At 48.4% G+C, this 22119-nt stretch carries 22 protein-coding genes and 2 tRNA genes; 19 read left to right on the top strand and 5 right to left on the bottom strand.

From position 1 onward, the window contains the following. The first annotated feature begins 5 nt into the window (after window positions 1–5). From Q7P67_RS06060 to Q7P67_RS05985, 16 genes are all read left to right on the top strand, one after another. Complete coding sequence (locus Q7P67_RS06060; protein WP_303851038.1) at window positions 6–248, top strand: AtpZ/AtpI family protein; 243 nt, start codon at window positions 6–8, stop codon at window positions 246–248. Further along, window positions 232–600 (top strand): ATP synthase subunit I, encoded by a 369-nt coding sequence (locus tag Q7P67_RS06055; protein WP_369696000.1) that lies wholly within the window; start codon window positions 232–234, stop codon window positions 598–600. The genes Q7P67_RS06060 and Q7P67_RS06055 overlap by 17 nt, the downstream gene beginning before the upstream one ends. Continuing rightward, complete coding sequence (gene atpB, locus Q7P67_RS06050; protein WP_303851036.1) at window positions 581–1255, top strand: F0F1 ATP synthase subunit A; 675 nt, start codon at window positions 581–583, stop codon at window positions 1253–1255. Before Q7P67_RS06055 ends, atpB begins: the two co-directional genes overlap by 20 nt. 26 nt (window positions 1256–1281) lie before the next feature. Next, entirely contained in the window at window positions 1282–1599 is a 318-nt protein-coding gene (atpE, locus tag Q7P67_RS06045) for an ATP synthase F0 subunit C (protein WP_295225500.1), read from the top strand. A 69-nt stretch (window positions 1600–1668) separates the two neighbouring features. Next, on the top strand, window positions 1669–3156 hold the full coding sequence (locus tag Q7P67_RS06040) for a cytochrome c3 family protein (protein ID WP_303851034.1): 1488 nt from the start codon (window positions 1669–1671) through the stop codon (window positions 3154–3156). Between the two features lie 322 nt (window positions 3157–3478). After that, window positions 3479–3838 carry a cytochrome c3 family protein gene (locus Q7P67_RS06035; protein WP_303851033.1) on the top strand — a complete coding sequence of 120 codons (360 nt, stop codon included), beginning with the start codon at window positions 3479–3481 and terminating at the stop codon, window positions 3836–3838. 11 nt (window positions 3839–3849) lie between these two features. Further along, window positions 3850–4431, top strand: coding sequence for a sulfurtransferase-like selenium metabolism protein YedF (gene yedF / locus Q7P67_RS06030; protein ID WP_303851032.1), 582 nt, complete (start codon window positions 3850–3852; stop codon window positions 4429–4431). An 11-nt stretch (window positions 4432–4442) separates the two neighbouring features. Continuing rightward, window positions 4443–5123 (top strand): rhomboid family intramembrane serine protease, encoded by a 681-nt coding sequence (locus Q7P67_RS06025; RefSeq protein WP_303851030.1) that lies wholly within the window; start codon window positions 4443–4445, stop codon window positions 5121–5123. A gap of 87 nt (window positions 5124–5210) precedes the next feature. Then, window positions 5211–5459, top strand: coding sequence for a HypC/HybG/HupF family hydrogenase formation chaperone (locus tag Q7P67_RS06020; protein WP_303851029.1), 249 nt, complete (start codon window positions 5211–5213; stop codon window positions 5457–5459). Beyond that, window positions 5446–6522, top strand: coding sequence for a hydrogenase formation protein HypD (hypD, locus tag Q7P67_RS06015; protein WP_303851028.1), 1077 nt, complete (start codon window positions 5446–5448; stop codon window positions 6520–6522). Before Q7P67_RS06020 ends, hypD begins: the two co-directional genes overlap by 14 nt. Window positions 6523–6654: 132 nt before the next feature. Then, entirely contained in the window at window positions 6655–8283 is a 1629-nt protein-coding gene (gene hflX / locus Q7P67_RS06010) for a GTPase HflX (RefSeq protein WP_303851027.1), read from the top strand. Continuing rightward, complete coding sequence (locus Q7P67_RS06005; protein WP_303851026.1) at window positions 8258–8617, top strand: hypothetical protein; 360 nt, start codon at window positions 8258–8260, stop codon at window positions 8615–8617. Before hflX ends, Q7P67_RS06005 begins: the two co-directional genes overlap by 26 nt. Window positions 8618–8694: 77 nt before the next feature. Beyond that, window positions 8695–8783, top strand: a tRNA-Ser gene (locus Q7P67_RS06000). 17 nt (window positions 8784–8800) lie between these two features. Continuing rightward, window positions 8801–8892, top strand: a tRNA-Ser gene (locus Q7P67_RS05995). A 26-nt stretch (window positions 8893–8918) separates the two neighbouring features. Next, a complete protein-coding gene (locus tag Q7P67_RS05990) occupies window positions 8919–9461 on the top strand; it encodes a hypothetical protein (RefSeq protein WP_303851025.1) in 543 nt (180 codons plus the stop codon). A gap of 295 nt (window positions 9462–9756) precedes the next feature. Then, a complete protein-coding gene (locus Q7P67_RS05985; RefSeq protein ID WP_303851024.1) occupies window positions 9757–12318 on the top strand; it encodes a phytase in 2562 nt (853 codons plus the stop codon). Window positions 12319–12356: 38 nt separating this feature from the next. Here Q7P67_RS05985 and Q7P67_RS05980 read toward each other — a convergent pair whose 3' ends face one another. Continuing rightward, window positions 12357–13067, bottom strand: a complete 711-nt coding sequence (locus Q7P67_RS05980) for an acyl-[acyl-carrier-protein] thioesterase (RefSeq protein ID WP_303851023.1) — start codon at window positions 13065–13067, stop codon at window positions 12357–12359. A gap of 96 nt (window positions 13068–13163) precedes the next feature. Between Q7P67_RS05980 and Q7P67_RS05975 the strand changes: the two genes are divergently transcribed. Then, on the top strand, window positions 13164–13622 hold the full coding sequence (locus Q7P67_RS05975; RefSeq protein WP_303851022.1) for a GyrI-like domain-containing protein: 459 nt from the start codon (window positions 13164–13166) through the stop codon (window positions 13620–13622). A gap of 24 nt (window positions 13623–13646) precedes the next feature. Here Q7P67_RS05975 and Q7P67_RS05970 read toward each other — a convergent pair whose 3' ends face one another. Both Q7P67_RS05970 and Q7P67_RS05965 read right to left on the bottom strand, forming a co-directional pair. After that, entirely contained in the window at window positions 13647–14333 is a 687-nt protein-coding gene (locus tag Q7P67_RS05970; RefSeq protein ID WP_303851021.1) for an RsmE family RNA methyltransferase, read from the bottom strand. A gap of 43 nt (window positions 14334–14376) precedes the next feature. After that, entirely contained in the window at window positions 14377–17712 is a 3336-nt protein-coding gene (locus Q7P67_RS05965) for an AAA family ATPase (RefSeq protein WP_303851019.1), read from the bottom strand. 113 nt (window positions 17713–17825) lie between these two features. Here Q7P67_RS05965 and Q7P67_RS05960 point away from each other — a divergent pair, with 113 nt between their 5' ends. Then, complete coding sequence (locus Q7P67_RS05960) at window positions 17826–18659, top strand: PAS domain-containing protein (protein WP_303851017.1); 834 nt, start codon at window positions 17826–17828, stop codon at window positions 18657–18659. After that, window positions 18623–20089 carry a DUF342 domain-containing protein gene (locus tag Q7P67_RS05955; protein ID WP_303851015.1) on the top strand — a complete coding sequence of 489 codons (1467 nt, stop codon included), beginning with the start codon at window positions 18623–18625 and terminating at the stop codon, window positions 20087–20089. Before Q7P67_RS05960 ends, Q7P67_RS05955 begins: the two co-directional genes overlap by 37 nt. A 44-nt stretch (window positions 20090–20133) precedes the next feature. Here Q7P67_RS05955 and Q7P67_RS05950 read toward each other — a convergent pair whose 3' ends face one another. Next, a complete protein-coding gene (locus Q7P67_RS05950; protein ID WP_303851013.1) occupies window positions 20134–21213 on the bottom strand; it encodes a Fic family protein in 1080 nt (359 codons plus the stop codon). Between the two features lie 51 nt (window positions 21214–21264). Next, window positions 21265–22041: a nucleoside triphosphate pyrophosphohydrolase gene (gene mazG / locus Q7P67_RS05945; protein WP_303851011.1), complete on the bottom strand. Its 777-nt coding sequence runs from the start codon at window positions 22039–22041 to the stop codon at window positions 21265–21267. Between the last annotated feature and the right edge of the window lie 78 nt (window positions 22042–22119).

The raw sequence follows: 22119 nt of genomic DNA, 5'->3' as shown, positions 1-22119 counted from the left end.
TAATAATGGTGCAGAAAAGAGAGGTAGACAAGTTTGTAAAAAGAATGGCGAACGCCAGTTCGGTGGGAACATCTCTGGCGTTCTCGGTTATCATAGGCGGCGCCATGGGCTGGTGGCTGGACAAAACATTCGGCACAAAGCCATGGCTTTTTCTGCTTTTTCTCATATGCGGGATAATAGCTGGATTTAAAAACATGGTTTACTTTCTGAAAAAAACAGACTTGTTAGACGATGAAGATAGAAAATAAAATATTAATTCTGTCATTGATTTTTTGCGGAATATTGTATACAGTATTCACGTTTGTATTTGAACCTGCGTTTTGTAACGGTATAGCGGCGGGTTTTCTGCTGGGTGCCGTAAACTTCCGCTACCTTTCTAAGGGCGTGCGGAAAGTTGTTGACGAGGGCAGGGCGGGTCTGATGGTTCTCTGGGGAATGTTCAGGCTGCTGGTTTCCGGTTTTTTTGCATGGTACTGCATAGTACCGCTTGAATTAAACGTTACAGGTATGCTGGTCGGGCTTACTATCCTGCCCGTGTGTGTGCCGATTGTTGCGATATATAACAATTTAAAGGGGAAGAATGATGGAACACCCGCTTAATGTATCCATGCTCTTCGGCATGGGCTTTTCCCATACCTACTGGCACGTTGTCATGACGTTCATCGTTGTGCTCGTCTGTCTTGCGCTGGGCGGTTTTGCACTGCGTGCGAAGGCCGAAGTTCCAGGCAGAGGTCAGAACGCCGTTGAGCTTCTGGTCAAAGCTATCTACGGAATGTGCGACGACGTTATGGGACACCACGGAAGACCTTACATTCCGGTTATCTTCGGTATCGGTCTTTATGTGGCATTTTCAAACCTGCTTGGTCTGATTCCCGGTTTCCTTGCACCAACTTCAAACCTTAACTCAACCGTTGCTCCCGCACTGGTTGTTTTTGTTTTATACCAGTACATAGGTATAAAGACCCATGGTTCCCACTACATTAAACATTTCCTCGGACCGGTTTCGTGGCTTGCGCCTCTGATGCTCATCATCGAGCTTATCGGGCACCTCGCAAGACCCCTTTCTCTGTCCATGAGGCTTTTTGGTAACATCTTCGGTGAAGACCTCGTTATCATCATCCTGTTCATGCTTGTTCCTTTCCTTGTTCCGCTGCCCATGTTCTTTCTGGGCATCTTCACAGGACTGCTTCAGGCGTATGTATTTATGATGCTTTCAATGATCTATATCAGTGGTGCACTTGAAGAAGCACACTAAGAGATATAATTAACACGGAGGACAAAATGTCTAAACTTGTAAGAATCGTTCTTTCTGTTGCTGCACTTTTCGCAGTTGCAGGCGTAGCTTCCGCAGCTGAAGCAGGTGCTGTTGCAGACGCTTCATGGGCAAAATACATCGGTGCAGGTCTTGCTATCGGTGTTGCAGCTCTCGGTACCGGTATCGGTCAGGGTAACGCTATCAAAGGTGCTGTTGAAGGTATCTCCAGAAACCCCAGCGCTGCTGGTAAAATCTCTACAACAATGATCATCGGTCTTGCACTGATCGAATCACTTGCTATCTATGCACTTGTTGTAGCTCTTATCCTTCTTTTCGTTGCTTAATATCAAAAATAATGATGGGGCGGACATTTAACGGGTGTCCGCCCTTTCGGCTTTATCTAGGGGGTTGCCATGTGGCAAAAGCTGAAAGAGTTTAGCAGGAAAGATCCTCTCATCTTTACCTTGATATTGGCAGTGATAATCGCGGTCGGCGGTTACGGCTCATTGCAGATGATGCATGCGACAAGCAAGCCTGAGTTCTGCAAAACCTGCCACCCGAAAGAGGCTGTCGAGGTAAGAGGCGAGTACTATTCCTTCAGAAAAGGTATCCACAGCGAGGCCGGCGTCGGCTGTCTCGACTGTCACGGCGCACCCGGCATTCAGGGCTATTTAGACGCCCACGTTGTTGCCGGTATGAGAAGCCTTTATCACGAAATCTTTACGTCTGAAGAAGATGTCATCAAGCATCTGACAGAATTCGGTACCGATCCTAAAGCTGCTGCACATGCCGCATCTCTGGATTCATGCGTTTTCTGCCACTCTGACGATTTCAACAGAAAAATCAGACGCAACACTATGATCAAGGTTCTGGGCGAATTCAGACCGATTGACGATGTTGTGAATCCGGAATACCGCGAAAAATTCGGTAGACCCGATATAATGAAAGAAGGTCCCATCGGAGTTAACCCCGATCACCTTAAACACTACAAAGCAGGCGTAACCTGCTTCGACTGTCACCTTGGCATTGGACACGCGGGCGTTAAGAACCACAAACCCAAAATGGAAACCTGCTTCAAATGTCACGATGAAAACAGAAACGTTGCGAAAGTTCCCGCAAACGATAACTGTGCAGTGTGCCACACTATGCAGAAAGGCGTTCAGCAGGGTACATATTCCAAATCTGTTAAAGGCGACGCATGGTACATGGCAGACCTTCAGTGTTCAGACTGCCACGACGATGCGTTCTCCAAACCCACTCCTGAAAAATGCGCCTCATGTCACGATGCCAGCTACAGTGACATCATGAAGGAGACACAGTCCGCATATATGCAGAAACTGGCGAAAGCTCAGTCCACTCGCGACAAATATGCAGGTCAGAGAAGGGGTATGCCCGCAGCCAAACTTGCACTCTTCAATGAAATGAAAAACATCCTCCGTATTCTGGAGAACGACGGATCAAAAGGCGTTCACAACCCCGAATACTTCGATATGATGTTTGACAAGGTTGCAGAACTTGCAACAGCCATCGACACATGGACTCCGCCCGTTGAAAAGGTTGAGGAACATGCACAGCAGAAAAAACACGAGGAACCAAAAGAGGAAGCAAAACCCGCTGGTCCCGTTAACACTGCAGAAGATATGGCTATGCTCGAAGGTTCTGAAACCATAAATCTTGCAGAGCGCCACGTTCCGGCACCCACAAAAGCACCCGTTATCTTCGACCACAAAGGTCACGCTGAAAGGGTAGCATGTGCGGAATGTCACTCTGAACCCGGTGTTCTGAAGTTTGAAGTGAAAGAAGTTAAAGGTTCCAAAAACGTCTTCCACGACGAGCTTTGCATCAAGTGTCACAAAGAGAAGAAAGTTAAGACTTCCTGTAACACTTGCCATAAGAAGTAATCACCGAGGGGCGGCTCAAAACCGCCCCTTTTTTTTTGGGCGCTTATATGCAGCGCTCTACGTCGTCAGTTCTCGCTCGGAACTGCTCACATACTTGTTTGTATGCTCGCAGCCCTCTCTCTCGTTCTTCCTTGTATAACTTGCATCTAACCACCAAAATTCAGGAGAACAAACGCCTTGAACTGCTCGCTTCTAAAAAGCAAACCAATAGCTTGTTAACACTTATCAAATCACCAATTATAATGTCTTCATTCATTCTTTAATGGATTTTCCCACTGCGATTGATTATAACTGTAGATATTCATTGCATAGGGGAGAATCGATGAGCGCACAGGAAAAGAACGTCAAAAAGGTACTTATCCGCAGTCTTTTGTCTATAGTGATAGTTTTCATAGCGGCATGGAGTTTCAGCCTGCTGTATGAAGGCAACAAATACAGACTGCTGGATAAATTTGACAAACAGGCGGAAGAGAACAGCTCATTAAAGGCTTATCACAGACTGCACTTCGAAGCGAAACTGGAATGTGGAGCCTGCCATGAGGGCGGAGTTAAAGAGAACGAACCCATTAAAAAGACAAAAGAGGGTATGTGCTTCACCTGCCATGACAAAATAAGAAAAACAGCAAAAGTGCCGGACAGCACACTTTGTACCGCCTGTCACACAAAACCCGTAAAATGGTAATGGAGGAAAATATGATAAATGCCAGAGGGATGGCATGTCCCCAACCCGTTCTGCTCATGAAAGCGGAGCTTGACAAAATAACCGAGGGCGTTGTGTCCATAACCGTGGACAACAAAGGCTCGTGCATAAACGTGAAGAATTTTTGCGAGGCTAACGGATGTACGGTCTCTGTCAAGGAGATTGAAGGCGGCTGTTACCAGATAGACGCGGCGAAAGGCTACGACTGCGCCATTGCTGAAAAACAACCGGAAAGTTCTGCCAATGCAGTGGTCTTTATAACAGGAGAATGTGTCGGCAGCGAGGAGCAGGAGCTTGGTAAGATGCTCATGAAAGGCTTCATCGGCAATCTGAAACATGTAAATCCGCTCCCGAAAACTGTAATATTCGTCAATAACAGTGTTCGCATGGTAACTCTCAATCTTGAGACTGCTGAAATGGTGAAAGAGCTTGAGTCATTTGGTGTGGAAGTCCTTGCGTGCGGAGCCTGTCTTAACTATTTTAATCTGGTGGACGAGCTGAAAGCGGGCAAAGTGACGGACGCGCTTACAGTTGCCAACAGGCTTTTTGCTGCGGACAAAATTATAAGACTTTAACAGGTGCCAAATTGTTTCCACTGTCAGATTCCTTTAAAACAGGAATATACCCCGTCGTAACATGGGGTATAATACTGATAAACGTGGTTGTTTTCTGGATGATGTACATGGGTGTGAACCCGCATCCTAACCAGTATGTCATGGAATACGGATTGATAGCCCGCAATCTTTTTATGCCGTCCGAGGTTCTGCCGTTCTCTGAAAAGGTGACTCCGCTGATAGCCCATATGTTTATGCACGGCGGTTTTATGCACATCCTTGGCAACATGTATTTCCTGTTCATCTTTGGCGACAATGTCGAAGAGCGGATGGGGCATTTCGGCTTTGCCGTCATGTATTTTGTGTTCGGTTTGTGTGCAGCCGGTGTTCAGGTACTTTCCGATACCGCTTCGCAGATACCTATGGTTGGAGCAAGCGGTGCGCTGGCGGGCGTTATGGGCGCATATCTCATATATTTTCCCCAGTCGCAGGTGCGGACGCTTTTCCTGCTGCCGTTTTTCATCCGCATAATGGATATTCCGGCGGTGATATACCTGCTTCTGTGGCTTGGGATGCAGTTTCTCGGAGTGCTGGGCAGCGGTTCCGGCGTGGCTTTTCTTGCGCACATCGGCGGATTTGCCGCAGGGGTTGTTGCCGCACTGATACACAGAGGTTTAAGCGGTACGCCGCATAGAAGATATTACAGAATATAATATGAGATTGCTTCGCTTCACTCGCAAAGACGTCTCTGCGAGGAACATTGCGACGGGGCAGTCTGATTTTTTTTAAGGAGGGGGACTATGTGCCTTGGATTTCCCGGAAAGATAGTAACAATGGATGAATACTCCGCTGTGGTGGACATAGCGGGCACTAAACGCGAGGTGTCTACGATGATGCTGCCAGACGAGGTCGTCATAGGCGACTGGGTTATGGTGCACGCAGGCATGGCGCTTGCGAAGATGGACGAGGAAGAGGCTATAAAGACCCTTGAGGCGCTCTCCGAGCTTGCTGACGAGATGGACAGGATGGAAACGGATGAAGCTCGTTGAGGGATTCAGAGACAAGGAGCTGTGCGCCGCTCTTATAAAACAGATACAGAGGGAAGCCACAGGAAAATACAGATTCATGGAGGTCTGCGGCAGTCATACCATGGCGATAGCCAGATTCGGCATCCGCAGCGTACTTCCAAAGAACATAGAGCTGGTCTCAGGGCCCGGTTGCCCCGTCTGCGTAACTCCCCAGTGCGAGATAGACGGTATCTTCAAACTGGTTGAAAAGGACGCCGTTATCACCACTTTCGGCGATATGATGAAGGTGCCCGGCAGCAGGGGACAGAATTTGCAGGAGCTTAAAAGTGCCGGAGCGGATATCCGCATAGTGTTTTCTCCTCTGGACGCTATAAAGGTGGCAAAGGAGACAGGCAAAGAGACAGTTTTCATCGGTATCGGTTTCGAGACCACAGCCCCCGCAGTGGCTTCCGTTGCTCTGGTTGCCAAACAGCAGGGCGTAAAAAACGTGTCCGTAACACCATATAACAAGACCATGCCGGAGGTGCTCGGCATCCTACTCGATGACGAGAACCTCAACATAAACGGCTTCGTCTGTCCCGGACACGTCACAGTGGTGACGGGAACATCCCTTTACGATCCGATGGTGGAGCACAACATGGCGGCTGTTATAACCGGATTCGAGCCTGTGGACATACTGTCTTCAGTGCTTGAGATGGTGCGTCAGGTGAACACCGGAAAATACGAAGTGAAAAACATGTACGGCAGGGTTGTTTCTGAAGAGGGCAACAAAAAAGCTCAGAACATCCTCAACACCGTATATCAGAAGCAGGGATGCTGGTGGCGCGGCATCGGCTGGATAGAAGACAGCGGTCTGGCATTCAGACCGGAATATAAAGAATACGATGCGTTTGAGAAATTCGGCATCAGCCTTGAAGGGGAGAAGGAAACCCCCGGATGCAGATGCGGCGAGGTTCTGAAAGGATACATCAGAGCCAGCGAATGTCCCCTTTTCGGCAGCGCCTGCACACCGGACAGCCCAGTGGGTCCCTGCATGGTGTCTTCAGAGGGAGCGTGCGCGGCGGTATTTAAATACGGAGAATAAGAGATACTACACGGCAATATCATAGGGCTGAAGCCCCAGCAGATAAAAAGACTTGAGAATTTATACGGGCGCAAAGCGGGCACGCGGGAGGTTATCCAGCCGGAGCTTGCAAAGGCGCTCTGTTCAATTTCCATGGAGATAAACAGGCAGGTCGGCGTTCTTGCCGACAGGAAGGGTGCTGTTGAATTTGTGATAGTGGGCGATACCCGCGGACTTTTCATTCCTTCCCTGTCGCGTTTCAGGCTTGTGCCCGGAAATCTGCGCGGCATAAGGCTTCTGCATACACATCTTTACCGCGAGAACATCACCGAGGACGACATCACCGACCTTGCGCTTCTGCGTCTGGACAGCGTTACCGCCGTATATTTCGACCCGCAGGGCAACCCCAACGGGCTGAAAACGGCACATCTTCTGCCGCCGGATGCGGACAGCATGTACTCATATCTGCCCGATACCGACATTTACAGGCAGAAAACCGACTATGAACACTTCATAGCCGAACTGGACAGCGAAATAGCGTCCAAAACAAAGAAACTGCACAAGGTGCAGGACAAGCCCTATGCGCTGCTTGTGGGCTGTTATAAGTCGAAAAATTTCGGCGAGGACAACATGGCGGAGCTGAAAGAGCTTGCCCGTAGCGCCGACATGGAGATAACCGACACTGTTATTCAGGTGAAAGACCAGATACACCCCAAATATGTGATAGGTTCCGGTAAGCTGAAAGATATCGTTATCAAAGCTATGCAGACCGGAGCGGAGTTCCTTGTGTTCGACAACCCGCTTACCCCTGCGCAGTCCCGCTCCATTGCGGATTTCACCGATATGAAGATTATAGACCGTCCACAGCTTATTCTGGACATCTTCGCTAAACGGGCAAAGACCAATGAGGGAAAGATACGCGTTGAGCTTGCGCAGATGAAATATCTGCTGCCGAGGCTTACGACGAAGGACGACGCACTTTCGAGGCTCACAGGCGGTATCGGCGGGCGTGGTCCGGGTAACACTAAACTTGAGATAGACAAAAGACGCGTGAACGAGAGGATAGCCTTCCTTTCGGGCAAGCTGAAACAGATAGAGAAGAACCGCGAGACCATGCGTTCCCGCAGAAACCGGAACGAACTGCCCGTTGTATCGATCATCGGCTACACCAACGCGGGCAAGTCTACGCTTCTGAACAGCCTGACCCAGAGCGAGGTATACGCGGACAATCTTATGTTTGCAACACTTGACACCAGCTCTAAAAGGATACGTTTTCCGGAGGAGAAGGACGTTATAATCACCGACACGGTGGGGTTCATACGCGACCTTCCGGAAAATCTGAAAGGCGCTTTCAAATCCACGCTGGAGGAACTTGCGGAGGCTGACCTTCTGGTGCACGTTCTGGACATTGCGTCCGATGGGTTCAATGCGAGGGCGCGTTCTGTGGAGCTGATTCTTGCGGAGCTTGAGCTTTCTGACAGGGACAAGATACTGGTGCTGAACAAGATAGACCTACTGGAAGATTTCGAGCGGGAATATCTGGCAACGGGCATAGTACCCGACGGAGAAGAGCCGGAAAAATATTCGCGAATTTTCGATGTTGAAAACCTGATTCAACGATATAATAAGGTATGTCTCGTAAGCGCGACGGACAGAAGAACGTTCCGTCAGCTTCTTGAGATGATACGGCTGTCCCTCTTTTCCGGCGGGAAAGAGGTGGATATAGACATTGAAGGCTATTTCGGGCTGAGGGCATATGACGGAGACACTGACACCTTCTGAGGTTATTCAGTTTCGGGCTGAATGTTACCGCAATCTGGACGGAAAGGGCGTTTTCAGCCTCTATTCCGAGCGCAGCGATCTTTGCCGTTTTTTCAGTGAAGATTCGTTTTCAGAACACTTTTCAAAACAGACTGCCGGATGCACCCACGCGGGTGTAAAGATAGTTACCGAGCAGGAGAAAGGAGGGCTTGCCGAGGTGAAGTACATCGAGTACATCCACGAAGGCGCAAGCCTTGTTTCATACTATTCAAAAACCGCTCTGGTGACGGAAGACGGGCAGTGGAAGATTCTGCGGGAATCCAGAGAGGTTCGTAAAAACGCCATAACCGCTTGATAAAAAAAATTTACTTTTATGTCAAATAGTGCTTGAAAAATTGATGGGAATATCTTATAAGTATTCCCTGCTTACACGGAGGAGTGTCCGAGTCTGGTTTAAGGAGGCGGTCTTGAAAACCGTTGAGCGTGTGAGCGCTCCGTGGGTTCGAATCCTACCTCCTCCGTTTTATATGTTCTCTTGGGAGTGGTGGCCGAGCTAGGCCGAAGGCGCTCGCCTGCTAAGCGAGTATACGGCATTAAACCGTATCGAGGGTTCAAATCCCTCCCACTCCGTACCAACTTCTATTAAAGAGGATGTCATGAAAAAAATAATCACACTGTTTATTGCTTCCGTGTTCGCTTTCTCCTGTTCTCAGGGCGTTGTTGACAAAGACAAAGCAAAAGAACAGCAGGCTCCCGCAGCAGAATCCGCTCAACCCGCTGATCCTCATGCCGCTCCCGCAGACGCAGACCCACACGCTGGAATGAACGCTCCGAAAGAAAGAAAAGTGAACGTTCCCAAAGAAGTATCAGACAAATACAAAAGTCTCATCCTTGAAGTTAAAAACACAGCGGACAACTCAACCGTTCAGGCTGACGTAATTATCGGTCAGAAAGCCGAGGTTCAGGGAACACCCTTCGCTGTTGAAGTTGAATACTATATGCCCGACTTCGTTATCGAAGCTGACGGCACAATCACAACAAGAGGCGTTGAAGAGAAAAACCCCGTTGCCAAGATTAAAGTCTACAAAATGGGCGAACCTTTCTTCGACGGATGGCTTTTCAAAAACCACCCATCTGAGCACGGGAATTTTAACGATCCCAGCTACAGCATTACAATCGTAAAATCACAGACTAAGTAAATGAGAGCGGCTCTTAGGAGCCGCTTCATACTGCCTGAAACACGAGATTGCCGCGCCGCTGTGCTCCTCGCTGAGACATAAACTGATGTCATTGCAAGGAAGATTCAGGCTGTGAAGCAATCTCATTTGTTTTTATTGTTTGCAACCCTGAGTTGCCCGCATCTAAAAGGCAAGTTTCCTGGTATGTCTGCTGAATAATTCCATATAAATAATTCAATATTAATATGTATTAATTTCGAAAATTCACTGACTTTCATCCTGTATATTACCGATATTTTTAATCGGAGGATACAAGATGCAATATCGCAGGATACTCGGCGCAATACTTATTTGCGCGTCGGCTCTTTTTGTTGCCGCATGTAGTTCTGACAGCGACACAAAAACTACCGATGTCGAACAACCGCCATCAAACGAAGACAAAGCAGTTTCTGTTCTCATCAATGAACTGAAGGTCAACATTCCCGAAGATGAACACAAAATGCAGTTCATCGAACTGAAATCCACACCCGGTACAGTTTTAAACAACATCTATGTCATTGCTGTTGACGGTGACGACGACGAAGATGTTACAGGCGAAAACCCCGGCTATGTGGACTATGCTGGGAAACTCAATCTGACGGTCGGTTCCAACGGTCTCATAGTAATAAAAAATCCGAATGAATACAATGACATGCCCTCTGCCACAACTGTTGTGAACGACGCGGCAATCCGCACATATGATGAAGACGTGGACGGAGACCAGTTCAAAGACGGTATCCTTGAACACGACAGCATTACCTATATGGTTGTTTCAAGCGCAACCGCAATCACCGCAGGCACAGACCTTGACGCAAACGACGACGGGACTCTTGAGCTTCCCTCAGGAGCGGTTGTGATGGATTCCGTGGGCTGGCAGGCGGATGAAACAGGCATTGTTTACACCGAAGCCTCACTGACACAGTCCGCAAGCAGTCCAGACGCGGCAACAAGATTCTACGGAAACGAGGATAAAAACTCTGTTGACGCATGGGCAAACGGCGACATTTTCGAAGATCCGGCAAAAGATGAAGACGAAATGCCCGCAGAACTTCTTTACGACCCTGCGGAGGCAAGCGTTTCACTTCCTCCAAACGCAAAGCTGACCCCTGGGGAGGATAACTTTGTCCAGGCTCCATTTGTTCTTCTGAACGAATACAACAACGGCTATAACGGCGGACTTTACGAATATATTGAGATAACGGCGAACCCCGGTCAGTCTCTCGACAACATCTATGTGGCTGTTGTCAAAGGCAGCGCGGGCGGCGTTCCGGATTATGCGAAAAAACTTTCAGGATATTCCGTCGGGCTTAACGGTCTTGCGGTAATAAAAAATACAGCCTCGTACACCTCAACAGTACACAACAGCACCGTAACGATTTCCGAGCCTCTGTTTTCGGGCTCAGGTGCGCTTTCTGCGGGCAGCACCAGTGTTATGCTTATCTACAGCCCGGACAAAGCCGTTGCCGTGGGGACAGACCTTGACGCGGACAACGACGGTGAGGTGGACAGCGGCTATGTTGTCGATTCAATCGCATGGTCAACTGGCGCTGCCGGTGACATCCTTTACGGTTCAACCGTTTTTGACATAGCATCCATCGGCAATACGGTTGACGCGGCATCAAGATACATGGACAACAGGGCGGTTTCAGAAAGCTCATGGACATACGGAAAACTTGACACCGCAACGGCTTATTCTGTAACATCATCCAAAAACGTTCCCTCCGGCGCGGAGATAACCCCTGGGTTTACAAACGTTTCCGAGCTTACGTCATATCAGGTTAAACCAACACTCGAAAGCGCAAGAACAACCCAGATTCCGCCCGACGCAGACGACCCTGCGTTCTGGATTCACCCCACTGACAACACGAAATCACTGATATTTGCCACACAGAAAGAGGCGGGTTATTCTGTGTACAACGTCAGCGGACAGACACTTACTGACGTTAACCCCGGCAACGTAAGATATAACAACGTTGAAATCATGTACGGTTTCAGCCTCGGCGGGCAGACGGTTGATCTTGCTGTATTCAGCAACAGGCAGAACGACAGGTTCGCAATATACACGATATCCGAAAACGCTCCCTATCTGACCGACGTTACGGACTATGCGGCAGCAAAACTGTTCGGCGGAGATGACGGCGAAAACACGGCTTACGGTCTTGCAACCTATAAAAACCCGACCACCGGCGCTTTCTACGCGTTTGCTACCCAGAACGATTCGAACCTTGTCAGACAGTTCAGACTGACTGAAAACGCAGGAAAAGTGACATGGACTCTCGTGCGTACAATCACTATGAACGCGGGAGACGACGACGAATACGCGGAAGGAATGGTTGTTGATCAGGAGTACGGAATACTCTACATCAATCAGGAAGGCGTAGGCGTTTACAGAGTTACGGCGGAACCCGAAGGCGGGGATGTCACCCTTGACAACGCGCTTTTCGAAGAGGGCGACTATAACCTTTACGCGGACATAGAGGGTATTTCAATCTATTACAGAAGCGGCGGCGAAGGCTATATCATAATCTCCAGTCAGGGGAGCAATACCTTCAGCGTTTTTGACAGGGTCACTAACGCCTTTATAGCCAGTTTCACGGTTATAGACAACGGTAAAGGGGTCGACGGCAGTCAGGACTGTGATGGTCTCGACGTCATAAATTACCCCATAGGATCAACGTTCGCGCAGGGTGTTCTGATAGTCCACGACGGTCAGGATACCAACAGCACCACAGGCGATGTTTCCACAAACTTTAAGTGGATTAAATGGTCTGATGTTGCGGCTGAACTGGGTCTTGTCGTCGATACGGCATACAGTCCAAGAACGGCTGTAAAAAGATAAAATGTCCGGGGCTCTGTCTTTAAGGCAGAGCCCTTTTTTTATATTATTTCGCAGAGACAGGCGAGTGTCTCGCCATCGTATATTGAAACGATGCGGCTTTTCTCTTCGTCCGCAATCTTAACGTCAACGAACTTTGTTTCAGGCTTTATCTCGTGGTTATAGAACAGCCCCACCGTTCTTCCCGTAAAGTCCATGTCAGAGGAGGCAAGACTGAGTATCTCGCCGTATCTTATGTTGTTCATATGGGTGTTTATGTCGAAATCCGCGGGACGGAGTTGAACCTGCACCGACCTGTCATAGCTGTCTGCGTCTTTTCTGTCCCACCCGTCTATAATGCCGCACATGTTGCATACGTTTTCGCTCTGATAGTCCTCAAGCATCGCCTGTGTCACACGCACAGGGCGTTTTTTCTCTATGTCGATGTAAAGCCAGATGCTTGAGCCTCTTACGCAAAGCTCGCCGTCGGCGCGTATCTCATAGTTTCTGAAACCCTTGAACCTGTCCAGCCCGCGGGACCATGTGCGCACGGATATCTCTTTTGAAAAGTCGGGGAACACAACGGCATGGAGCATGAGTCTGTTAAGAACCCATATGTTTCCTTTGCCCATGTAGCTGTCTGCGGAATAGCCGACGCTTGCGGAGTGCGCCACTGCCGCTTCCTGAAAAATTTTAAGCACGGCATCGAAACGCATTTTTCTGTCCGCGCCGTAGTCCGAAATATCTTTATTTCTTGTATAATCGTAAAACATTTGTAATGTTAACTCCTAAATTCGCCAAAGGTCAATCTTTTACTATGCAGATAAACGTTTTGACGGGTATAATGCGCGGAAAAAACGGAGGTATTTATGGAAGTTACAGTACAGAAGTTTGAGAATATTAAAACAGCGAGTGTCCGTCACGTCGGTGCATACGATCAGTGTACACCTGCATGGATGACACTTATGATGCACCCGTCAGTGATGCCGCTTGTTACAGATAAATCCATGTTCATCGGTATATGCTATGACGACCCTTCAAAGACAGATCAGTGCCGCTATGACGCGTGTGTGACCTGCCCCGAAGATTTTCAGGCGGCGGCTCCCGTCGCCGTTACAGTTGTGGAAGGCGGCGACTACGCCGTATACAGACACGTCGGCAGCTACTACGGGCTGGCGGAAGTTTACAGACGGCTCTTTGAGGAATGGCTTCCTGCCAGCGGACGCGTTTATAAAAATGATATGCCCACAATCCAGATATACAGAAATCTGCCCATAAACACGCCGGAGGAACAGCTTATCACCGACGTTTGTGTTCCTCTCGGATAAATAATACGGCGGCTTCGCGCCGCCTTATCTCATCATGCCGAGAATATAAGGTACCGTGTATTCTGTTGTCAGAATTCTTTTGCCTATGGAAAACTGCTGAAATCCGTGCTTTTCAAAGGTATCCAGCTCTTTCTGAATGAAACCGCCCTCGCATCCCACTGTGAGGCACAGAGGCTTTTCAAATTTCTCAATTTCAGCCCCCGCCGGGTGCGCGATATATCTTTTTTCAGGCATTTCAGAAAGCCCGCTTTCTATGAATTCCATGAAATATCTGTGGAACGTTACCTCAGGAGGTAAGGTGTCCTTTGACTGCTGCAAAGCGTCAAAGATATATTCATCGGTGCGCTGAAGGTAGGGGCTTTCCCAGTAGCTTTTGTCCACGCGCCATGAGTTTATTATGTGGATGTTTTTTATTCCTGCGCAGACCAGACCGAAGAATATCCTTCTGAACACCTTCGGGCGGGGCAGTGCCAGAACGAGGCTGACGGATATGGGGGTGGGCGGTTCCTGCTCACAGTCAAGCCGCAGACCGATGCCGTCCGTCTGCATATCGGTGATCAGAGCGTTTCCGAGCTTTCCGCCGAGTATTCCGGCTTTCAGACTGCCGCCGATACCGAGTTTCAGTACGTGCCTTATATGTGCGCATCTTTCGCCTGTGATGTAAGCGGAATCGCCGTTCGTCTCTTCGGGTTTTATGAGGATGATGTTCATGAATGGACTATAGAAAAATCGGACGGAAAAGTAAAGCAGGCGGTCAGAGAACGACGGAAAGTATTCTGGAAACACCGGGTTCCTGCATGGTCACACCGTAGATGGAGTCTGCCTCCGCCATGGTTTTCTGGTTATGGGTGATGATTACGAACTGGGTGTCTGCGGAAAGGGTGTGCACCATCCTCAGGAAGCGGTCGATGTTGTTCTCGTCCAGTGGCGCGTCTATCTCGTCGAGGAAGCAGAAGGGGGTGGGGCGGTACAGGAACAGTGCGAAAAGGAGCGTGCAGGCGCCCATCGCTTTTTCTCCGCCGGACATTAGGTTCATATTCTGGAGCCTTTTGCCGGGCGGCTGTATAAAAATTTCAACGCCGCTGTTGAGTACGTCGTCCGGAGTTGTAAGAGTCAGGTCACAGGTGCCCTGTCCGAATAAGATAGAGAATACCCGTTCAAAGTTTTTCTTAACACCTTCAAATGTTTCACTGAATATCTGCGTGGTATTCTCGTCCATCTCGCGGATGAGGTTATGGATACTTGCCACTGCTTCTTCGAGGTCGTTCTTCTGCGCAGTCAGAAATTCGTTGCGTTCCTGAATTTCGTTGTATTCTGTCTCAGCGGTCATGTTAAGGGGACCAAGCTCGTCAATTTCCCGTTCTATGCCGGACAGCTCGGTTTTAGCCTTCGCAGGCTGGAAGTCTTCCATATCCATCTCGAAGTCTTTGACGTTCATCTGGAATTTTTCTTCGAACGCCTCCCGCAGATTCGATATGTCAGATTCGAAGCGTTCCTTTTTCTTTTCGGCGTCGAAGATGTCGTCCTCAATGCTGCGTATCTCAAGGTTGTATTTGTCAATCTGCTTTCCGGTTTCTTCCATTTGTTTTTCTGTTTCTGCTATGTCTGTATCCAGACGGAACTTCTCTTCGTTCAGCAGGTGTCGTTTCTTTATGATGTCCTGAAATTCGCTCCGTTTTGCGTCCAGCCTGTCTTTCAGGTTAACGATGTCGGATGTGAGAAGCTGTGAAAGTCTGTTTTTAGCTGCGTTCAGTTTGACAGTGGATTCAGATATATCTTTGTCAATGAAGCCGAGTTCCCTAACGAAACCGTTTATGCTCTCCTGTACGCCGCGCAGTTCCACCTTGTATGCGGAGTGTTCGTCACGCACGTCCTCGTACATGGCGTCGATGTCTTCCAGTTTGCTGTTCAGTTCCTCTTTGCGCTGTTCCGCCTCAGCCATCTGCGCGGAGAGGTCTTTGTTCTGTTTGGTGTAGAGTTCAATTTTTTCTTCGCAACGCTTTATCTCGTTGCCTATGTTAACAATTTCGCTGTCTATTATAGCTGCGCGCTTCGTCATGCGCTCGTGTTTCTGTTTTATGTCGGCTATGCTGCGTTCCTTGTCCTTTATGTCAAGGGTGGCTGTCTGTTTCATCTGCTGGAGTTCTTCCAGCTTGTCAGAGACAGTCTCCAGGTTGTCGGAAACGTCCGGTATCTGCTCCGAGATGCCTTCCAGAGCGGTTTCAGCGTCTTCAATCTCTATTGTGCACTGTTTTATCTCCGCCTGAAGTTTTACAACTGCTTCCCGTTTGTCGTCAGCACCTGGTTTTCTGTATATGAGTCCGTTTGCGACCACAGCACCGTATTCTTTAACGGACTGTTCCGCGGATTTCAGCAGTTCCTGTACGTCGGAGTCGAAAACGAAGCGCACCGTATGTTTGACGGACGCGACCCCTTCCAGCACAGTTTCTTTTTTTGATGACGGGAAAACCACAAGGTCGCCGTATTCCCGCACCAGCAGAGGGCTGAGTTTTTCGAGCAGAAGATATCCTCCGAATTTTTCCATCAGAGCGGAGTTGTCCTGACCGGAGGTCTCTGTTTTCAGTCTGTTTGTAAGCATGTTCAGCTTTGATCTGGCTGAGTTTATCTCAAGTTTCTTCTCGTTCGCTTTGTTTTCCAGAATATTCAGTTCGTCTTTAAGCTCCGAATATTTCTCTTTATAAGTGTCCAGTGTGTCGTCTATGGTTTCAATTTCTGTTTGCAGGCGTTTAATCTCCTGCTCGGTGACGATGATGTTGTTTTCGGTGAACTGTGTATCGCGGATGCTCTCTTCCTTCTCCTGTGCCAGCCGTTCCTTGTCCTTTTCATAACGGGTCAGCATGGTCTCGTTCTGGAAGATTGCGTTTCTGGTCTCTGAAGCTCTGTGGGCGGTTTTCAGATATTCATCGTCCGCGCCGAATAGTTCCTCTTTAATGTCTTCGCGCATGGTTTCGTAATCGCTGATGCGCTCTTCTATTTCGTCTATTTTTTCCTGCAGGGCGTTTATTTTGTCGGTCTGGTTAACTTTTGATTCCAGAATACCCGTTCTGCGGTCGGTGAGTTCAGCCAATTTTTTCTGCAGGAAAGAGATGTCGCTGTGAAGTGTTTCCTTGCTCTTTTCCGCCGCTTCAATCTCGTTTTCAAGCAGTCTTATGTCCGCTTCGGCTCTGCCCGATTCCGCTTCGGCTTTGATTATGGCATCGTTTTTTTCGTTAAAATTTTTGCGTAGTTCCGCCGCTTTCTGGCGAAGCTGCGTTTCTGCCGCCGTAAGTTTAGTGAAACGCTCCGTGTGACCGGAAAGGTTGATTTTAAGTGTGTTTATGGTGTTAAGAACTTCGGAGAGCTCTTCGAACGTTTTCTGGTATCTGTGGTAGATTATCGCCTTCTGCAGAGAGGACTGACGCTTTGCAAGGTCGCGGTATCTGCGCACCTTTTCCGCCTGAAGTGTAAGAGTTTCAAGCTGTCCGCGTATCTCGGCAAGGATATCTGTAACACGGCTGAGGTTGTCCTTCGTCTGGTTAAGCCTGCGTTCCGCATCTTTTTTGCCCTCTTTGAAGCGCATAACGCCTGCGGTCTCTTCAAAAAAAGCTCTGAGCTCTTCGGGGCTGGACTGGATTATCTTGTCCACTTTTCCCTGTTCTATGATGGAGATTGATTTTGTGCCGAGACCGGAGTCGTAAAATATTTCGCGTATATCTTTAAGACGGCATTTTTTCCCGTTTATGAGGTAATCACGTTCACCTGTACGGTAGTGCTTTCGCGTTACGGTTATTTCGCTGAACGATCCCCATTTTGAGGTGAGGTTTTCGGGCAGCTCGGACAGGGTAAGGGATACCTCCGCGAAGCCGGAAGCCTTTCTGTGCTGTGACCCTGCGAATATAACATCGTCCATGTCCGCGCCGCGCAGTTCCTTTGCGCTCTGCTCGCCGAATATCCAGCGGATAGCGTCAAGGATGTTGCTTTTACCCGAACCGTTGGGACCGATTACGCAGGTTATGCCGCCGGGAAACTCTATGACGGTCTTGTCCACGAAAGATTTAAAGCCCTGAACCGTAAGCGATTTGAATTTCATTTAATATTGTTATTTCAATTCAGTCAAAAAAACAAGCGAAATTGATTTTACAGCTTACGGATGTCTGGTAAAGTTATATTATATTTCATAACGTACCATAAAGGTAATACACAATGAACGATATCAAAGTCATGGTTGAGCGCTTAAAAATCGAGCTGGACAAGCTGGGGGAGTCTCCGAAAGAGAGCGAGGTGGGAGCACTTATAACTCATATATTCGGATGCAGAGGGTGTGATATCTCCTGCTTTCTCACCGACAGCGACGTTTTTCAGACTATGCTCGACGCCATCCCCGTTCCCGTATATTACAAAAACACTAACGGGATCTACCTTGCCTGCAACAAAGCACTCTGCGAGGCATACGGATTTGCCCGCAAAGAGATTGTCGGCAAGACCGCATATGACTTTTTTCCAAAGGACACCGCAGATTCCTTTGCGGAGGGAGACAGAGCGTTGATTCATGAGTGTTCGGAAGAGCGTGTGGAGCACAGGGGCAGGTTTCCGGGGATGGAAGACGGGTTCCATATCATACACAAGAGGGCTTTTATACGCGGCGGCAGGGTTGAGGGCATAATCGGGGTCATTCTGGATATGACTGAGAACAAAAGGGTTGAGGATACCGCATGGGCATCCGAAGCGTTCTTTAAATCTCTTTTCGAAACGTCGCCTATGCCGATTGTTGTTATTAACGGCTTTTACATGATTATGGATATGAACACCTCCGCTGCGCAGTTCTTTCATCCGTCGGCGGCTGTTCCCGGACAGGAGATTTCAGCTCTTTTCAGATACCATTCGGACTTTGAAAAGGTGATGTCAGCGTCCGGCGGCGGCACCAGAGTTGAGGTGCTGGGCAACGGCGGAGTCACTGAAATGATAGCGATGGTCAGTTCAAACGTTTTAAACGGAGAAACATGCCACGCTTTCGCCTTTATACGGACGGATATCTGATGGAACAATCCGACAATGCCAGCAGGGGTAAGGTTTTTGAAGAGTTTGCATACAAACAGAAACCTGAGATAGCGATATCCCCCGACAGAATGACAGTTGATGTTGTAATTCCTGACATACCGCTTTATGCCGATGTTTTCGAACTTCTGGCTGAAGCGGGAGTTGTTTACGGAATAGATACGGCCGTTGTGCGCGATATCAACAGTCAGCTTCTGCATGGCGACAGAATGGAAAAATCATATGTAGTTGCAAGGGGCAGGGAGCCTGCTCACGGGCAGGACGGCGAACTTATCCTCCGCTCCGCCAGACCGCAGGACATCATTTTGTCTTCCGACGAACTCGTAAGTGTTGATTACCGTATATACAAACAGAAACAGCTTGCTCTTGCGGAAAAGGATCAGCCCATTGCCATGATAATCAGCCCAACCGCCGGAAAAGAGGGTATGGATGTCTGCGGCAGGGTTCTTCCGGCAAAAAACGGAAGAGATGTGGAATTGGAACTAGGCAGGAAAGTATATAAAGACGGTAAAAAAGTAATAAGCCGCATAGACGGACTTGTGGAATACGGCAAGGTTCGCGGAGTGATACATCTTAACGTAAGTCCGGTCTACCTTGTGCCGGAAGACGTGGACTTTACCACCGGAAATATAGATTTCCCCGGTTCTGTCATTGTGAAAGGCAGCATAAAGGCAGGATTTGAAGTCCGTGCAAAAAACGAAGTAGTTGCAACCACTATCCGCGGTAGGGTTATCGCCGGCGGCGGAGTGATGGCACGGCAGGGTATCATAGGCGGGCAGGAAGCGGCGGACATCTACTCCGAAGGCTCTGTTTACGCAAAATTTATCCATAAGGCAAAGATAATCACCAACGAAGGCGTATATGTTAAGAAATCCATAATGAACTCAGAAATATACGCCGAAAAAGAGATTGTGGTTGACGGTGTGCCCGGAAGCATAATCGGCGGCAAGGTATTCTCTGTTGAGGGGATTTCTGCAAAGATTTACGGTTCGGAGGCGTATATAAAGACGGACGTTGCCATATTCACATCCGTTAAGGACGTTATGGATATGCGGAAAATGGTAGCGAAACGTTACGAAACTTCCAAGATGCTGACAAAGCTGGAGACTTATCTGGGCAACAATAAAGAGATTCTGATGCGCCAGAGCGAGCAGAAGCGGGTTATGATCGATAAACTGCTTATAAAGCGCGAACAGCTCCGCAAAGAGATTGCCGCACTTGATAACATGATTAAAGAGACACAGTCCAAACTTGTGTTGAAAAACGACAGCAAAATTTATGTCGGCAGATATGCTTATCCGGAAGTTAAGTTTATGATTGGAGGGCGCTTTGTGCTTACGAAAGACAAAACGTCCAGAGGATGCTATTATTTCGACGATAAATCCGGCGAGGTTGAGTTCGATTACGGCTAGAACATTCTCCTGTTAGACTGAGCATACTTAAACCGAAACTGCGGCTAGATGCTTAAAAATTTGGAATTGAAGGCGTATCCGTCGCCTGTTTCCTCTATGAGACCCATCTCCATAAATTTTTTCACGTCCCTTGCTGCAGTTGTGCGGCTCACTTTTCCGTAATAAGTTGTGAAAGGTTTTTTCAGCAGCATATCTTCATAGCGGAAGACATGTCCTGTCCTGTTCAGCATCATAAGAAAATCGTATTGACGCTTTATCAGTTCCTTTTCATCCAGCAGTCCGGCAAGGTATTTTTCAAGACTGTTGCGGCGGATGTGAGCAAGGTTCGTCCGCGTTCCCTCTTCAATCATCACTATGAGTCTGCGGGCGGCAAAATCTGCAAAACCTGATATGTCCGACGTTCTGTAAAATTCGGCGGAGCGGGCGAGGTATTCGTCTCTGTTTTGCGCGTATATTTCCTGAAGAAGATACGGAAGGGCGTTAAGTCCGTGCTTTCGCATAAGAAATATGCCTGCCGCCGCTGCGGTTTTGTTGTTTGCCGTGTGGAAAGGCTGTATTTTCTTCAGGTGCATCTGAAGCAGCAGTCCTTTAAGGAAAGGGCTTACGTTTGCGGTTTCACCGCATGTCAGCCATTCTGTCAGGTGCTTCATAAGAAAATTTACGTCCAGTGCCGATGCGGGCGGTGTCCATCCGGTGTCTCCGTCTTCGCAGCGGGCTGCGCTTTTTCTGTAGATGCCGGATTCGGGTATCTCCATATTACTGGTCAATTCTGAGTGGAACAGTGTGGCAAGTTCCGGTGTAAACGGCTCGCTGAGCCTTTCCTCCGCTGTTTTCAGCGCGCAGAAAACATTTATCGTGCCTATGGACTGGATGTCCTGTGTGAAGTTGCTCCGGTCGTGGGTGATTATCCTGCAAACCTGTTCAAAGGTGACATCGCTGTCATCCATGCTGATGAGTCCGTAAACACATCTTGCGGTCAGGTTATCGGTGAGATATGCGAATGCGCCGGGGCGCGATGGGATATCAAGAAGCATCTCAAGGGAGGATATCACAGGCTGAACGTCTGCCGATACCTTTGAGTTGAAAACATAACTGCTTGAATGGAAAGTGTTGACTGTTCTCACTGCGCACCAGTATTGATTAAATTTTAATCAATACTATTACGGCGGAGAGGATTATTCAAGTCCTTTCGCCTGAATCCACAGATTTTCCATCTCTTCAAGGGTAGCCTCTTCGCATGAGCTTCCCCGGCTTTTCAGTTGTTTTTCTATATGGCTGAAACGTTTAATAAATCTGTCGTTGGCTTTTCTGAGAGCCTCGTCGGGGTTAACCCTGCAGAAGCGCGCCATGTTTATCACCGAGAAGAGCACGTCGCCTATCTCGTGTTCCATCTTTTCCCTGTCGTTTTCTGCGAATGCCTCTTTGAACTCGCTGATCTCCTCGTCCATCTTTGCCATGCAGTCTTCCGGTTTTTCCCAATCGAAACCGACCTTGCGTACTTTTTCCTGTATTTTCAGCGCGCGCATCACGGAAGGATAGGCGGCGGGGATATCGCTCAGTATTGATTCGGCTTTTTTGGCTTTCTTCTCTTCTTTCTTTATTTCGTCCCAGTTGGCGAGCACCTCCTGGGAGTCCGAAACAGACTTTGTGCCGAAAACGTGCGGGTGTCTGCGGACAAGTTTTGCTGAAACTTCAGCCAGAACTTCGTCTATATTGAACCTCCCTTCGTCCTCTGCCATGACACTGTGGAACACGGTATGAAACAAAACATCACCCAGTTCCTCACGTATGTTCGCTATATCCTGCCTGTCCAGTGCGTCCAGAAGCTCAAAAGCCTCTTCTATAAAGAGATTTTTAGTTGAAAACAGGTTTTGCTCTCTGTCCCACGGGCATCCGTTCTCACTCCGGAGCGTTTTGACTATTTTAACTAAATTTTCAAATTCTTCACTCATTTAATTGCTTTCCTGTCCGATAAATTATAAAATACTATAATGATTCAATCATGAAAGTTACGGGGAGTTATTGAACTC

The sequence above is a fragment of the Seleniivibrio woodruffii genome (assembly GCF_029267515.1).
Taxonomy (GTDB): Bacteria; Chrysiogenota; Deferribacteres; order Deferribacterales; family Geovibrionaceae; genus Seleniivibrio; species Seleniivibrio woodruffii_A.
Note: the sequence above shows the minus strand (reverse complement) of the source record. Positions and strands in the feature narration are given on the sequence as shown.